Here is a 15,025-nt window from a genome sequence, read left to right as displayed (position 1 = left end):
AAAAAAAGATGGCTACAAAAGAAATATATCTCATGAGGCATGGTGAGATTTTAACACAGGCAAAGAGATTTATCGGTCAAACAGACTTGCCTCTCAATAACAGAGGTTTAAAGCAGGCTTACTGGTGGAGACAAAAACTATCCGGTGTTATTTTCAGCCGTATTTTTTGCAGTGATTTGCTGCGCTCTCGACAAACGGCTCAGATAATAGCGGCTGAAAGGCTTGCTTCTGTCCATATAATTCCTTCTCTAAGGGAAATATTCTTAGGAGAATGGGATGGTATTGAGGTGGAGAAAATTCGTTCGTGTTTTCCCAAAGAATTTCGTATGCGAGGTGAGTCTATAGCAGATTATCGCCCGCCGGGAGGAGAAAGCTTTGCAGATTTGCAAAAGCGGGTAGTACCTATCTGGGATAAATTAATTAAAAATATGGAAGAAAGAATTTTGATTGTTGCTCATGCCGGAGTAAACAGGGTAATTATATGCCATATATTAGGAGTTAGTTTATCCGAGTTATTTCGCATGGGGCAGGACTATGGCTCATTAAATATTATAGAGTACACTAAATATGGTTTGCGTGTAAAAGCTATGAATATTATTCCGGATATTCATTGATTATAATCATAGAGTTTATTGTTGAGACTGGATTTCAGCTTGAAGTTTGTTTTGAATTTGGCAGCAATATTACATAAAATTAGTTTCAGATTGTACCCGGTTTTACTTTTGAGGCGTTTTAACGGAAGCTGTATGTAAATCATTCAGACACCCTACTTACATGAGTAAAAAGGGTGTCTTTTGATTTGGATACGGCTAGGAAAAAGGATTGTTATTTTAGTTTAGCGTTACAGTACTCCTATTTATACAGTTAAAGAATAAACTGGTCATATTTTATAATAAACTGCTAATTATTAAAAATGACACGGTTAAATAAAATAATTGTTGTAAAATGTCGGAAAATTTCTCTAAATATTTGCAGGATATAAAAAAAATTTAGAGTATTATATCTATAGATTAAATATTATGCCAGAAAGAGGTTTATATGCTATCGAATATGGTGTCTTATGCGATGATTTTGTTGCAAGGTATATTGGAGTTGACGGGTGTAGCTGCTTTCAGTTTAGCTGTAGTGAGGGTTCCTTTGTATTGGGGGCGCATTACAGCGCTAGGCATTTTGTTGTTTGCAGTCACTTATACGATAAGAATTTTGCAGACAACCTTTGGTTTGCATACCGCAATTCTTTTGTTCTTATTGTCTCTTTTGATTAGAAAAGTCACTCACACATCTCCAGTGCAAAGTTTTAAGGGTAGCTTCCTGAGTCTCATTACATTAACCTTGCTGGAATTAGTAATTTATAAAATATTTGTAATGATGACAAAATATGATCCAGATTATATTATTTCAAATATAATTCTATGGAAGTCATTGGGTTTGCCTCAGGGTATTCTAATGATAATTTTTGCCATAATTATCTCAAAATATAAAAAACCATATGAGGGTGCATGGAGAATATGAGTTATTTAAAATTAAGCAAAACCTGGGCCGGTTATCTTGGAAGAAAGACGGAACTCTCCAGAGAGAAGGAGATTATCCTAACATATATAATTGAATTGTTAGTTATTACTATTGTATGTATAGTCTGTAGTCTTCTTTTAGGACAGCTGCTTGGTGTGTTGCCGGGAACTGCTTCCTGCCTGTTCATGATTGCTTTATTCAGGCATACTGCTGGTGGTGCTCATTCCAATAATCCCTGGCGATGTGCTGTTGTAACCATACTTATCTTTCCTCTAATAGCTTTACTGGCCGATATTCTTTCTTCATTTGCACTTATTTATACAGATGTTTTCTCAATCATAGCAATTTTAGTTGGCGTAGTTACAATAGCTAGACTGGCTCCGGTTGATTCTCCCGCTGCACCAATAATTTCTCCTACTAGGAGAAAAAAATTAAAAACTTCTTCTATTGCTATAATTCTAATGGCAACAATTGCAGTAGTTGTTCTGCGACAAAGTAGCTGGACTTATGCAGGGGAAATACAGATTAGTTTAGTTATTGGTATTTTATGGGTTTCCCTGATTTTGAGCAAACTAGGGCATAATTTATTTTTTTGGATAGATCGAACGTTTTCAATGGAGAAGGAGGTGAAAGAAGATGAAAAAATTATTACCTAAAGTTTTTCTTATCACTGTTTCACTACTGTTGTTTTTAGCCAATATATCATCAGCGTCAACATGTGCTGTTACTAATTATCAACCGGATGTGCCTGAATCACTGAGAAAGTAATATTAGATGAGGTGGTCATTCCACCTCTCTTTAGTTTAAACAGGGGGCGTGCCCGAACATGGGAAAGGATAACAGGCAGGCGGAAATAAATGAGTACTTAATTTCTATGCATATTTATTGTAATATGCTCCTGCTGTTTGGCCTAATATTTAGTTATAAAATACATCCATTTATAGGTTGTTATACAACTTTTAATATTTTTATTTTTTTATTGCTTGGGTTAAGTAATATTGGTATAATTGTATTTTATAATAAATATTGTAATGATCAAGAAAATGATAATAGATTTAACTGGGTAAATATACCATGTATAGTTTTACCAACTATTATTTCATCCATAGCCATTTTTACTATATCCAATAACGTACTTTTTAAGGAAACCATATTATTCATACCTGTTTTAATAGCAGCATCAATTATGGGTAAGAATACAGGCATATTTATGGCCTTCATATGTTCACTAATCCTAGTTTTTCATGACCTCCTTACTAAAGATAATATTTATATTATAAAAGTTATAGAGTCTAATATTATATTTATCAGTGTTTTATTTATAGTAGGTTGGTTTACCGGCAGGATTACCGGTATTGAGGCGCAGCATAGGAAGTCTTTAAATAAGAGCTTACTGTCACTTCAAAAAGAAATCCATTTAAGAAATATAGCCGAGGAAGAGATGCGAAAGCTGACTCGTGCAGTTGAACTTAGTCCCAGCATTATGATAATAACGGATCTTAGCGGCAATATTGAATATGTTAACAGTAAATTTAAGCAAATAACCGGATTTACATCTGTTGAGATATTTAATAAAAATATAGCTGATCCGCTGGTAAACCATAATATGGACTACTCACGGATATGGGAAACTGTGAAATCAGGCAATGAGTGGTCCGGAGAACTTTTCAGCAAAAAAAAGAACGGCGAAATTTACATTGAGTATGTTTCCATGATACCGTTTAAGGATAACGAAGGGGTTATTACCCATTTTCTCAGGGCATCAGAAAACATAACTGAGCGTAAACAAATGGAAAAAGAGATAGCTCGTTTAGATAAGCTAAATTTGGTAGGAGAAATGGCGGCAGGCATTGGTCATGAAATTAGAAATCCCATGACTACAGTACGCGGTTTTTTACAGCTGCTTGCCTCAAAAGAAGAGTGCGTCAAATATAAGGAATACTATGATTTAATGATAGAGGAATTGGATAGAGCCAACTCAATAATTACGGAATATTTATCTCTGGCTAAGAACAAGCCCGTAAGCTTAAGGATGGTAAATTTAAATTCTATACTCGCTACTATATTTCCGTTAATCCAGGCCGATGTATTGAAAAGGAATAATGATGTTAAAATGGAGATAAAGGATGTTCCGGACCTAATCCTTGATGAGAATGAAATACGGCAGCTTATACTTAATTTGGTCCGCAACTCATTGGAGGCAATGCCCTTAGGCGGCAACTTAACTATAAAAACATTTCAGGATAAGGATTTTGTGGTATTGGAAGTGCAAGATGAAGGTTCAGGAATACCTTTGGAGCTTTTAGATAAAATAGGAACACCTTTCTTTACTACAAAGGATGAAGGGACCGGATTAGGCCTGGCAGTATGTTTTAGCATTGCCGCGCGGCATAATGCGTCCATAGAAGTAAATACCGATTCTAGCGGAACTGTTTTTTCGGTGAAGTTTTGTTGTCATCCAACCCCTAAACTTTTGCTCAAAGAAAAAAATAATTAAATGTACGGGGAAGATGGATAATTCCTTAGTAAAAAAGCGTGCTTTAAGCACGTATTTTTATGCATTCCGTAATTTTACATAAATATCTTGACATGTGTTTTAGTTGCACTGTTCGCATCAGTTTAAGGAGTTGCTCATTTAATATAGTTTGACTATATTTTATTCAAGTGCCAAGTGCCGACGAAACCTATTAGGAATTATTAATTCCACATTATAATCTATTTGTTTTAAAGCTTTTTTAATGGTGGTTACACCATCTTCAAAAAACTTTGTAATCTTCTTTTCCTCATCAAATATATTCTTATAATCTTTAGGGCAAACAAATGTCCATTGAGCACTTTCACTATCCACAGAAACTCTAAAATAATTATCAATTTTACCACTGGCTAGTAAAACTTTATTAGAATCATAAGATACTAGCATAAGGAGAGGAATATCTTCTGAAATTGCTTGCTTAACAATTGCCTTATCAGGAAAATAAGTAACATCCATAAAAATACACCTCAAAAATGATTTTCACCGTAATTGGTGATCATCCATCTGTTTCTATACTTTGTTTTACCACATTTTTCTGCTCATAGCCCCAGCGGTTTTTCAAAATTTCGCAACAATTTGACATATTCCTTACCTTTTAATGAATTAACCAGCCTTTTATCCGCCGTCCAGAGCTCACATACCTCATTTGATTGTTTTGTAACTGTTTCTGCTACAGCTAAATACGAAGCATCATAAAGTGTTGAAAGCTTTTCTTCTGTGCTAATTTGCCATGCGGTGTTCATTACTTCTTCATCGTCCATGTAGGTAATGTTTCTCAGTCTCCTGAATATGCGCCAGGATTCTTCCGCTTCCTCGACCATGATTTCTTTTCTCAAGGCTTTTTGTCGCAGAACGCTTCCAATTTCAGCCCATGCAAAAGAAGGTAAAACTATAGATAACTCATTTGCTGCAATTTCTTCCATTAACTCTGCTGCCGCATCACTGCCTTCTTCCCATGTGAGCAACTTGATTAAGACACTGCTGTCAAGGCAAACGTAACTGCTCATCTGCTTTTCCCCTCCCGTAAATCCCGGATAAGGGGTACGGAATCTTGCTGCTTACCTTTTGAGGCCATCCTTTTTCTCAAGTCGGCAAGATCCTGAAGAGCGTTTTTTGTTTCCTCCACACGCAACAACCTGTCTGCCGCCTCAACTTTTTTCAGCAACTCTTCATAGGCAGATGCTTCCACCACATATACAACAGGCTTTGACCTCTGTAAAATAACTGCTGGTTCCCTGGTTTCAACTACGCGAGATATAATCATACTCACATTCTGACGGACCTCCGTCACATTTGCCATATACACTATAAACTCCCCTTCACTTGCTTGCATTGTTGTTAACATCATATCATGCAATATTTAACATTGCAAGCAAGCTTTTGGATTTGCTCCTTGAGAACTGAACTCTTAACAAATTTATTAGACAATAGTGTAAGTAATTGGAAAACCCGCCCCTTTGGCTTGTGAGCCTTTTATTTTGGGTAGAAAGGTTTACTCTTTCGGTTACATTTTTTTGTTGCACATTGTGTTAATTTATTGCAACAGCGGAAGAGCAAGGTTATAATGAACATTAAGTAATGAATGTGCACTAGCTATAATGGATTTCTGCCTAAAAAATAGCATTAAAGTTAAGGTGATATATCATGGATAACATCTTTAAGACTATCGTATTTTTATTTATGAGTATAATATTAATTAGAATTTTCATGAAGGTAGCAAGCTATGTAGGTAATTATATAGGCATATATAAGATACTTCATGGTTTATGGGGGCTAATAAGAAGAAATAAATAAGATATTAGTGGAAGTTCCTTGATTCCTTAGAGATTATTTTTATCTAATTAGTAATTGTATTTTTATGGCTAGAAACATAGATCTGTGAAATGTAAATTATTTAAAAAAGCTCCTTCAGCGAATACCGAAAGGGCGTTAATCGTGTTTTATTCTGGGAGTAGCTGGATTAGAGATATAATATGCCATCTTTTTTATTTAACATGCCATATTCATGATCAAGTTTTTTAACTGATATTGTCCAAAAAATATAAATATATCTGTCCTGAAACCATCCCTTATAAAACATTGCATTATTGCGTCACTAGTACTATAAGAAACACATCCAATGATGTGCTTAATATCCTTTTTATTAAGTACTTCATTCAAATTAGTTAACAAGTCAATATTTTCTTGTGTAAATATTTTTGGATGTGCTTTCTATATAGCCCCCTAACAAAGTAGTAGCCTGCTCATTGGCAGGCATTGCAATTTCAGAAAATAATAATAAATAATTAATATCTTTCCATGGAGTATCAGTCAAACTTTCATTAAATGAATGACCTAGAGTACCTAATTCATTTTTTATACAAATAGGTATATCTATTAAGGTTAAAAATAAAGAATTCTTATCTTCGAATTCTTCGGCATCTTCCAGCGCACAATTTAGTCTAAAACTGTAATAATTAAGTATTTCTATTGTCTTATCTGTATCTTTTAATATATCAAGTGAATATCTTATTATTTTAATCCCTTTTTCATCAAGCCAACCAGCCAATGCTTTTTGGTCTGTCCCAGTTTCTTCAGATAGTACTCTAATAAAATCACGCCAAGAGTTTTTTGGTATGTATTCAGGCAGATAAAATCCTGCAATAACATTAAAATATTTTTTATAGAACTCTACAGTGTATTCACTCACATAATCATAATTATTTACATCTATCCATCTATTAAAATCACTAACCGTAAAACTAGAAAAACTCGAATAATTCATATCATTCACCACCTTAGAATAGAAAATAACCATTGTAAGAACTACTTATACATTTTAAATTTATTAAAATATCTTATGCAAAAATACTTGAGAAAATCCCAATACATGAATAACACTTTAACATGGTAATTCTATTTAATTGGCAAAATTCCTTTAATTATTTTAGTTTAAAAAAATTAAGCTCGGCATTTGGAGTTTGAGTATGTCTAAATAGATAAACCTGATTGACCCATTTTATGGAAAATCGCTCCTGAAAACCCACGGGCTCGTCCCGTGGGATGAAGGAGCGGTCGCCCGGTAGGGTGACAAGTATATACACAAACACTTCCTCTACTGTATAATTGAATCATGGAAAGAAAAACAAACCATTGCATCTACAATATTAACTATCATATCGTGTTTTGCCCAAAGTATCGTCGCAAAGCAATTACGGGTAAAGTAGAGGATGCTGTTAAACAAATAATTCAAGAAATATGCAATACCTACGGATACACTCTCATTCAAATAGAAACAATGCCGGATCACCTGCACACATTCCTCTCTGCTCCGCCTACCGTGGCTCCCACTGAGATTGTAAGGATACTTAAGAGCATTACCGCCAACAGAATATTTGTCGCTTTTCCCTGGCTTAAAAAGAAATATTCTGGAAGGGGGTGAAATTGTGAGTAAATGTAAAAATAACCAATCAAAGAAGTCAAAGTCAAAAGGCATCGACATTTTGGTGAATAAATTTCCTGTATACCTAACCCCGGAGCAAACTTTCCTGGCCCGTACCCTGCAAAGAGAGGCAGCCAAAGTATGGAACACAACTTGCACTGTTCACCGTACAATCTATATAAAACATCACTGCTGGCTCGACGAAGGTGACATGAAAGCATTCGTTAAAGGTAAATACGGTGTTCATTCCCAGTCGGCGCAGGCTATAGTGGAAACTTACTTTGAGTGCTGTGAGCGCACCGGGAAGCTGCGCGAACAAGGAGTTACAGATTGGCGCTATCCCCATCGCAGGAAACGTTTTTTCACTGTAACCTGGAAGCCACTTGGTATAAATTACGAAGGAAAGATGCTGACTCTCTCAAACGGACGCGGCAGGGAATCACTCATACTTAACTTACCCAAAAGGCTCTCCGGAGCCGTCATTAAGCTGGTTCAACTTGTATGGCACCGTAACCTTTACTGGCTGCATGTAACGGTAGAAAAACCGGCCTTGAAAAAAGTACAGGGCGGCGTTACAGCAGCCATTGACCCCGGTGAGGTACATGCTGTAGCTATCACAGACGGTAAGAAATCTTTGGTAGTGAGCGGCAGATTGCTGCGTTCTCTGCACCGGCTCAGGAATAAGGTGCTGCGCAGGTTGCAAAAAGCTATTTCTAAAACTAAAAAAGGCTCAAAACAGCGCAATAAGCTTTTAGCTGCAAAGTACCGGTTTTTGAACAATATTGAGCGCCGAATTGAGCACGTCATACATACCATTTCAACTATTGTTTCAAAATGGTGCTTTGAGCATAACGTCAATACCGTCTATATCGGCAATCCAGAAGGCGTGCGCAAGAAAGACTGCGGTAAAAAGCACAACCAGCGGATGAGTCAATGGACTTTCGGTAAATTACGCAGGATGCTGGAGTATAAGTTAAAGCGTCATGGCATTAAGCTGATATCAGTGGATGAACGCGGTACTTCGGGTACTTGTCCAGCTTGTGCAGAGTATACCAAGCAAACAGGTCGCACCTATAAATGCGGCAAGTGTGGTTTCGCCGGCCCGCACCGGGATATGGTCGGTGCTTCCGGAATTCTGGATAAATCGGTTAACGGTAAATTCACCAAAGGCCGTAAGTTACCTGAGAAGGTCGAATATGCACGACTGAAGGTGTTGGCACTGAAAAAAACTGCTTAAACGTATCTACGATGAGTAGTAGATGCCCATGGACCGGGCCAAGGCTGTGGTAACACAGTGCTGTAGCTCATGAGAGAGTGTAAGACCTTGCTTTGCCAGGGCAGTTCTCAATGAAATGAGAAACCTCACGGGTAGAAGCCTCCGGGCTCGTCCCGGAGGAGGTTCACAGGTAAATAAGTACGGCCCATTATATTGGGTGAATAAACCGGGGTTGACTTTGATGTATGAGCTTATATGAAAGGTACGAACAATAAGCTCTACTCCCGCTGTTACCGGGCGGCAGGGAAATATGCCGAGGAACATAGCGGCAAGGATTTGACCGAGGATGAGTTCAAGGTCTGGTCTGCCGCAGCCGGTCAATCCCTGCGGGATTATGTGGGGGGCAGGATCTCCGGCGAGGAGATGCTGGAAAGAGTGTGATTGGATTAAAGCAGAGAAAAAACAGGTGTGTAAGGGTTTGTTGTACACCTGCTTCTATTCGCGGGATATTCTCCCATGATGCCAAATTTTATTAATGTCGCCATCTCCGCCCACAGCGGTCCCACCATCTATAACGCCGATCTTGTTGCTGTTTTCATACATATCGGCAGCATATTCGCCGTGGTTTGGTTCGCTGCTGTCTTCAATCCAACCGAAGCCGAGAAAGTAGACATGCTTTTGTCCGTCCACCACGCGGGTATCGCCCATTTGGGGCTCGGCTGCTCTTACAGGCGCGGGAGAGGGCGGCGCGGTCGGTTTCGTCGATGGAGTTGATGCCGGGACGGATTCTTTCTTTTCGGGTGTTTTCGTCAGCTGTGGCTCCGGTTCTGTCACCGTCACAGAGTTCTCAATAACGGATGTGTTTTGAGGCGGCATTTCGGGTGCTGTATGTCCTGTACTGTGCTGCTGCGAAGGCGGGAGGGCAACATCTCCGCTCCCCCGGTTCAGATCGCACACAGGGCGATTCTCGGGCGAAGGCGCTGCGTCTTTAGTGTAGGGCAGATGCAGTAAGGGTACCATCAATACAATCGTACCCACTGCCGCAAGATACTTGAGCTTAATTTTCATCATCTGTTCCCTTCTGCATAGAAAAGCGGTCATCCTCACTGAGGTTTTCCTCAACCAAACGACCGCTGTTATAATTGTGAAGCTGTGTGAATAACCGCCAAGCCAGCCAAAAGTCGCAGTTAAAGCTCTCCTGAGCTTCGCTTCCCGTAATCATGTCTTTGGTATCTATGATTCTCAATACCAGTTTTCGCTCCGGCTTCTCCAGCCGCTCAATGAGCTGCCGATGGGCGTCCTCAATTTCCCGTTGTAAATCAGTCTGAGGAGAAGGGTGATAAAACCGTTGGTAGAGTTCATCCAGTATATCGTTCATCTGTACCGCCTCCTGTTAGTCATACGGGATGCCACATATCATGCCGGGAAGCTATAGCCATTATTGATAATGATTCGGTGGAAAGATCTACGCTGGTATTGTAATGTTAAATAGCAACATTTAACATTACAATTAAATTTGGATTATTTAATATGCAGATAAACAGGAAATTTGACGGGTGATAATATGCCGAAGCATGAATTTGGAATTATGCAAAAATATCCCACCGATAAAGACCGGTTTGATACTTACGAACCGCAAAAATACAATTGTATCGTGGTTGATGATGATTTGATTGAACCGATTTTAACCGATTTAGCTGGTGTGGATTGCTACTGGCACACTCTGCAAAGGCCGGAAAAAGGTCTTGCTTATTGTGGTATTACACTTATACCGCCTAAATCAATGGATGCATTTACAAAGGTCTTATATTCTCAAAGTAAAGAGGAATATATATCTTTGATTTCCTTAGCTAATCAAGCCAAAGAGTATAGTAGATACATTATTCATTTCGGTATCTAATTCCAATGTATAGAGCTGTGTATTCGTTATTTATATTAGACAAGTGGAGAGATAAGAATGAAAAGAAAGAAGTATATTTTTGCAGTAGCAGCTATTTTAATTTTGAGTGTTGTATTTATCAGCTTCTTTTTTCAACAGAGCAAGCTTGATGGTTCGACACTTGAAAGCAGAGAATTGCGGTTAAACCAATCAGATAATAGAATCCACATTGCTTCGGAGATAAAAATAGATGAACATATTATAAGTGGAATAATTGATGCGAACAACAAGTATGGGTTGGCAATATTTGAGCCGGAAGATAATAATAAATATAAACTTCAAACAATATCTTTGCGAGATAACGGTGAAATAATCACTGAACATACTGTTATAAATGGAACAGGCTATGATTTGTTTTGGTATAGTCAAGCAGAATTAGACTATGCAAAGGTGACATATGCCGTACAGGGTAAAAAACTTGAGCCAATAAAACTTGATGCCAGAGAAAATAAAATCCTTTACTATAAGGCTCCAAGCAACGACTATTCTGTGAAAGTGGCTTTTTGTGATAATCAAGGAAATCAATATGAATAAGTTAGTCCTTAATTTTTAGGCCCATACGCTTATCCAGCGTTGGGAAAATCCGAGCACCTGTTTTTCCAAGAACGGAGCGCAGGAAGAAGCGGAGATAAACTACATGGGCTTATGTGGTAAAAAGCATTAGAGAAAACAGGAATTTGAATGGAGAGAGCAATGAAAAAGCAACTTCAAGGTATTGCGTTAATTCTATTTGGAATACTTGTCACTTTAGCATCGGATTGGTTAGGCCATTACATTACTCCTGATGTAACCGTTCCGTGGATTCTTATTGGCTTAGCGATAGGGATTGTCGGTGTTGTTTTAGTCTTCAAAAAGTCTAAGGGCGACAACAAATAATTCCCAATTTGTGGGGTAGTTTTAGAGTCGGGAAAACAAAAATTTGAAGTGTATAATTTGTGAAAGCGAGGGCGATTATGAAAAGAGTTGTATTTGGCGGTTTTTGTCTTTTAAGCGGGGTTATTCTTTATATAATCATGCAAGGAATGCAAATTTCTCTTATTTAAGGTAGTAACATACCTGATATGATTGTTAAATTTATTGGTGTTGCACTTTCCATATTTGCTTTGCCTTATGGGGTGGGTTCACAACTTATCCTTGTGACTACCCGGCTTTGGCTGGTGGGGCTGGTTGTTTATTATGAGTAAAGCGGTTTACTCTTTCAAATATGATGCAATTGTTATTTACTATCAATATTTAAATTTACCTTGATGGATATAATATAAATGCTATATTTATACTCCAGGGGGTAAAACAATTGAAAATCGCTATTATAGGTGCGGGTTTGGCTGGGTTGGCCTGTGCTATAGAATGTGAAAGACTTGGAATAATACCTGATGTTTTTGAAAGAGATGAATCTGTTGGCTGGCCATGGCCATGTACGGTACACTGGTTGAACGTCTTACAAAGGCAAATGGGTGATATACGCGAATCCCTGAGAGAAAAGTATAGACTGGATTTAAAACCTATCAACGAATTGCGAACTCTAAAAATGAAATCGCCTAACAAAGAAACTAGTATTGAGGGAAAGTTAGGCAACATCATGACCCGGGGGAAACATAGAGAATCTGTTGAAAATCAATTATTTACATTACTAAAAAAAACACCGGTTTACTTCAACCGGGCAGCAGATTATAAGGAACTATCCAAAAAATATGATTATGTAGTGGTTGCAACCGGTAAAGATACTGCGGCAAAGGAAATGGGATTATGGATAGACTATGGGGTAGTACATCTTAGGGGAGGGCTGGTCTTTGGAACTTTTGAATCAACTTCATCGACAGTTTATTTTAATACCCGTTATGCAGGTCAAGGATATGCCAGGCTTGCGCCATGGAGTTCTACCCAGGCTATAATAGGTTTATGTAACATCGGTTGCAGTGAATATGAAATGGATAGGTTATATACTAATTTTTTAGAAGAAGAAAATTTGGCACATCTGGAGTTTTATTATAAGTTTTCATTACCAATATTCTCCACTGGTAGGGTAAGTAACTTTAAGTCAGGCAATGTTTTACTTGTGGGTCGTTCTGCTGGGTTAACAGAAAGATTACTTGGTACAGGTGCTGTTGAAGCTCTTATAAGTGGTATTTTGGCTGCAAGAGCAATGATCCAGGATTTGGATTACGAATCTCTTGTTAGACCTTTGCAAAAACACGTGGAAAACATTTCAGCAATTAGAGCGCCATATGAAAATCTCGATAATGAAGGCCTTGACAGGTTAGTAGCAATGATTAATACACCTGGTATTAAACAGGCTATTTATAATACAGGAATAAATTTTATCGATATGGCCGGAGGCATATTAAATAAAATTAAAAGTTAGACTTTAGTCTCAAAAAAAACTTTATATTTCGTAAAACAAGGAAATTTTACATCAAGCTTTAAACCCCAGGTTTTGCACTAAGGGATCATTAAACTGGGAACCACTGCCAAATCTTATTTTCTCAAATTATCCTTAAACCATTTCTCAATATGATAAGAAAAATTGATTGCTGAATTAATAACCTCTATTAATTCAAGTGGATGTGGTAAGTTAAACAGATTAACCAATACATCAATAGTATTAGGAATATTCGTCCCATTCCAATGGCGTATACCAATAGGCTGCAACCTTTGTTCTGAGATAGTTAGGTCGCCAAGTTCTTTCTGTAATTTTTGGGGAGACATCTTTTTGCCATTTTTAGCTAACAGCCAGGCTGCTAAATTAAGCACAAGCATAGCCAATACTTTTAAAAAGCAATAGGCATCTACTCTTTCAGGATTGCGAAGGAATACTTGTTGTAAATCAAGAGAACCCTTCAAAAACCTAAAACTGATTTCGATGTCGTTCCTACCACGATAGCGGGTAAGCAGTTCATTAGCATCAACCTTCTCTTTGTCATGGTTGGTTAAAAGCACAAAGATACCGTCGGTTTTCTCAAGCTCTGGAATTATAGTTTCATCTTTTGACCAGGACATAACAATAACATTATGTTGATTTAGTTTAATTGTTACATTAAACAGCCTACGCATTTCAGGCTGCCCTTTAAAAATATTATCTACTGCTTTTTCACAGGATTCCTTCGTGATTAAGTTACGTTTAAGCTTGCCATTGAGTTCTACTAATGCATCTTCTGTGCTGGTTATACGCTTTTGACGACGCTCTTGTTCCTTAGGTTTTTTGTTTAAATCACAATAAATAACCGCCCTTATAGTATGTGTCGCAAATATTCGCTTACTTTTTTTGAGTTGCTTTTTGTTCTTACTACCCTCTGTGGGAGGCTCAAGTTTTACCTTAAACGTATATTTTGTCTCTAACGCCTCGTAGTGTCTGGGTAGATTTCTTTCTATTTCTCTCTTAGAGCGATAGTCAATAGTAGCAAAATCATCTTTTTTAGCCTCATTTAATTGCTCTAAGACCCAATTTTTCGATAGCTCATCCTTGAGTGGACCTATAAAAAAGGGCTTTTGGTTGCTATTAGTAAGCATCAAATGCATATTATCTTGGGTTAGGATACCACGATCAATAATCATCTCAAATTCTTGGTCATCGGTAATCTCTTTAACCTTCTCGAATGAACGCTCAAAAGTCGTACCGCCTTGAACATTACCGGAATCAATTGATGATGTTATCGGCAAAGATGCACCAGAGGCTATCGTAAGATTAAGGATTAATTGTTTTAAACCCGGTAGACCACCATACCCGTATTGAACTTTATCGTTATCCTCCATAACACCAGAGACTGGAATGGAGGATGTGTCATTGTAAAAAGTGTTAAGTGGAACTCCAAATTTCTTGGATGCTGATAAAACAATATCCTGCAATACATTAGCCATATATTTTGCATTTGAGTTTATAGCGTCAAGGGCTCTACCCATTTTGTCATCATTAAATTTTTCGGACGGTATATCGAGTATTGTTTCGACTTGCCAGTTTTCACAAGCTTCTTCAAATTTATATAAATGGGTGAGATCTTTATTTCTGCCCAGCATGTCGCCAACCATTATTTCACATGCCAAACCAGTACTTACCCGACATTTAGAATCGTTGGCTCTGTCTTCACGTAGATGTTCATAAGTAACATATTCTTCGCCTATAAAGTTGTCAATTATTTTACCAATGCCCAGGCTTCTTGCTAAAAAGACACCGATAAGTACTGCACCTGAGGGATCTGCCTTCGGAACTTCTACTTTTAATTCGGGCATTATCTTCATCAATATTTCGGGGGGTAATTTAGCTAGTTGTTCTAAAATAGGTTGTAAGTCCATGACGATCCCTCACTAATATTTATTCTTATTAGTGAGGGATTGTCACAAAAAACAGAAATCCTTCCAGCTTATGGATCAGTTATTTTTATGGTTGTAATTAATATTACTTATGCTCCA

The 15,025-nt window shown here is 37.7% G+C and carries 20 protein-coding genes; 12 read left to right on the top strand and 8 right to left on the bottom strand.

What is annotated here, in order from left to right; genetic code table 11:
• Positions 1-8 precede the first annotated feature (8 nt).
• From DTOX_RS16600 to DTOX_RS24950, 4 genes are all read left to right on the top strand, one after another.
• Complete coding sequence (locus DTOX_RS16600) at positions 9-614, top strand: histidine phosphatase family protein (RefSeq protein WP_015758844.1); 606 nt, start codon at positions 9-11, stop codon at positions 612-614.
• Positions 615-1,065: 451 nt separating this feature from the next.
• Entirely contained in the window at positions 1,066-1,512 is a 447-nt protein-coding gene (locus DTOX_RS16595) for a hypothetical protein (RefSeq protein ID WP_157862996.1), read from the top strand.
• Complete coding sequence (locus DTOX_RS16590; RefSeq protein WP_015758841.1) at positions 1,509-2,168, top strand: accessory gene regulator ArgB-like protein; 660 nt, start codon at positions 1,509-1,511, stop codon at positions 2,166-2,168. Before DTOX_RS16595 ends, DTOX_RS16590 begins: the two co-directional genes overlap by 4 nt.
• Positions 2,149-2,280: a cyclic lactone autoinducer peptide gene (locus DTOX_RS24950; protein ID WP_015758840.1), complete on the top strand. Its 132-nt coding sequence runs from the start codon at positions 2,149-2,151 to the stop codon at positions 2,278-2,280. Before DTOX_RS16590 ends, DTOX_RS24950 begins: the two co-directional genes overlap by 20 nt.
• Before the next feature lie 267 nt (positions 2,281-2,547).
• Here the strand turns inward: DTOX_RS24950 and DTOX_RS24530 are convergent, their stop codons facing one another.
• Positions 2,548-2,718, bottom strand: a complete 171-nt coding sequence (locus DTOX_RS24530; RefSeq protein ID WP_242652458.1) for a hypothetical protein — start codon at positions 2,716-2,718, stop codon at positions 2,548-2,550.
• A 4-nt stretch (positions 2,719-2,722) separates the two neighbouring features.
• On the opposite strand from DTOX_RS24530, the gene DTOX_RS16585 reads away from it, so the two are divergent.
• Positions 2,723-4,009 (top strand): two-component system sensor histidine kinase NtrB, encoded by a 1,287-nt coding sequence (locus tag DTOX_RS16585; RefSeq protein WP_242652457.1) that lies wholly within the window; start codon positions 2,723-2,725, stop codon positions 4,007-4,009.
• Between the two features lie 159 nt (positions 4,010-4,168).
• Here the strand turns inward: DTOX_RS16585 and DTOX_RS16580 are convergent, their stop codons facing one another.
• The 4 genes from DTOX_RS16580 to DTOX_RS16565 all read right to left on the bottom strand — a co-directional run bounded on the left by DTOX_RS16580 (position 4,169) and on the right by DTOX_RS16565 (position 6,809).
• Positions 4,169-4,501 (bottom strand): hypothetical protein, encoded by a 333-nt coding sequence (locus tag DTOX_RS16580; RefSeq protein WP_015758838.1) that lies wholly within the window; start codon positions 4,499-4,501, stop codon positions 4,169-4,171.
• An 83-nt stretch (positions 4,502-4,584) separates the two neighbouring features.
• Complete coding sequence (locus DTOX_RS16575) at positions 4,585-5,052, bottom strand: type II toxin-antitoxin system VapC family toxin (RefSeq protein WP_015758837.1); 468 nt, start codon at positions 5,050-5,052, stop codon at positions 4,585-4,587.
• A complete protein-coding gene (locus DTOX_RS16570; protein WP_015758836.1) occupies positions 5,049-5,345 on the bottom strand; it encodes a type II toxin-antitoxin system prevent-host-death family antitoxin in 297 nt (98 codons plus the stop codon). The genes DTOX_RS16575 and DTOX_RS16570 overlap by 4 nt, the downstream gene beginning before the upstream one ends.
• 873 nt (positions 5,346-6,218) lie before the next feature.
• Positions 6,219-6,809 carry a hypothetical protein gene (locus DTOX_RS16565; RefSeq protein ID WP_015758835.1) on the bottom strand — a complete coding sequence of 197 codons (591 nt, stop codon included), beginning with the start codon at positions 6,807-6,809 and terminating at the stop codon, positions 6,219-6,221.
• Positions 6,810-7,157: 348 nt separating this feature from the next.
• On the opposite strand from DTOX_RS16565, the gene tnpA reads away from it, so the two are divergent.
• From tnpA to DTOX_RS16555, 3 genes are all read left to right on the top strand, one after another.
• The gene (tnpA, locus tag DTOX_RS25435; protein ID WP_207635996.1) at positions 7,158-7,466 is read left to right on the top strand and encodes an IS200/IS605 family transposase; all 309 of its coding nucleotides are present in this window, start codon (positions 7,158-7,160) and stop codon (positions 7,464-7,466) included.
• A 4-nt stretch (positions 7,467-7,470) separates the two neighbouring features.
• Positions 7,471-8,703 (top strand): RNA-guided endonuclease InsQ/TnpB family protein, encoded by a 1,233-nt coding sequence (locus DTOX_RS16560; RefSeq protein WP_015758834.1) that lies wholly within the window; start codon positions 7,471-7,473, stop codon positions 8,701-8,703.
• Between the two features lie 234 nt (positions 8,704-8,937).
• Entirely contained in the window at positions 8,938-9,123 is a 186-nt protein-coding gene (locus DTOX_RS16555; protein ID WP_042316060.1) for a hypothetical protein, read from the top strand.
• A 54-nt stretch (positions 9,124-9,177) separates the two neighbouring features.
• On the opposite strand, the gene DTOX_RS21680 is transcribed toward DTOX_RS16555, so the two are convergent.
• Both DTOX_RS21680 and DTOX_RS16545 read right to left on the bottom strand, forming a co-directional pair.
• On the bottom strand, positions 9,178-9,753 hold the full coding sequence (locus DTOX_RS21680; RefSeq protein WP_052292965.1) for a DUF6550 family protein: 576 nt from the start codon (positions 9,751-9,753) through the stop codon (positions 9,178-9,180).
• The gene (locus tag DTOX_RS16545) at positions 9,740-10,060 is read right to left on the bottom strand and encodes a DUF6809 family protein (protein ID WP_015758832.1); all 321 of its coding nucleotides are present in this window, start codon (positions 10,058-10,060) and stop codon (positions 9,740-9,742) included. Before DTOX_RS16545 ends, DTOX_RS21680 begins: the two co-directional genes overlap by 14 nt.
• A 186-nt stretch (positions 10,061-10,246) precedes the next feature.
• On the opposite strand from DTOX_RS16545, the gene DTOX_RS16540 reads away from it, so the two are divergent.
• From DTOX_RS16540 to DTOX_RS16525, 4 genes are all read left to right on the top strand, one after another.
• Positions 10,247-10,582 carry a hypothetical protein gene (locus DTOX_RS16540; RefSeq protein ID WP_015758831.1) on the top strand — a complete coding sequence of 112 codons (336 nt, stop codon included), beginning with the start codon at positions 10,247-10,249 and terminating at the stop codon, positions 10,580-10,582.
• A 57-nt stretch (positions 10,583-10,639) separates the two neighbouring features.
• Positions 10,640-11,155 carry a hypothetical protein gene (locus tag DTOX_RS16535; RefSeq protein ID WP_015758830.1) on the top strand — a complete coding sequence of 172 codons (516 nt, stop codon included), beginning with the start codon at positions 10,640-10,642 and terminating at the stop codon, positions 11,153-11,155.
• Positions 11,156-11,314: 159 nt separating this feature from the next.
• A complete protein-coding gene (locus DTOX_RS16530) occupies positions 11,315-11,497 on the top strand; it encodes a hypothetical protein (RefSeq protein ID WP_015758829.1) in 183 nt (60 codons plus the stop codon).
• A 445-nt stretch (positions 11,498-11,942) separates the two neighbouring features.
• The gene (locus DTOX_RS16525) at positions 11,943-12,983 is read left to right on the top strand and encodes an NAD(P)/FAD-dependent oxidoreductase (protein WP_242652456.1); all 1,041 of its coding nucleotides are present in this window, start codon (positions 11,943-11,945) and stop codon (positions 12,981-12,983) included.
• 113 nt (positions 12,984-13,096) lie between these two features.
• Here the strand turns inward: DTOX_RS16525 and DTOX_RS16520 are convergent, their stop codons facing one another.
• Positions 13,097-14,908 carry an IS1634 family transposase gene (locus DTOX_RS16520; RefSeq protein WP_015758827.1) on the bottom strand — a complete coding sequence of 604 codons (1,812 nt, stop codon included), beginning with the start codon at positions 14,906-14,908 and terminating at the stop codon, positions 13,097-13,099.
• Between the last annotated feature and the right edge of the window lie 117 nt (positions 14,909-15,025).

It is taken from the genome of Desulfofarcimen acetoxidans DSM 771, assembly GCF_000024205.1.
Taxonomy (GTDB): Bacteria; Bacillota; Desulfotomaculia; order Desulfotomaculales; family Desulfofarciminaceae; genus Desulfofarcimen; species Desulfofarcimen acetoxidans.
Note: the sequence above shows the minus strand (reverse complement) of the source record. Positions and strands in the feature narration are given on the sequence as shown.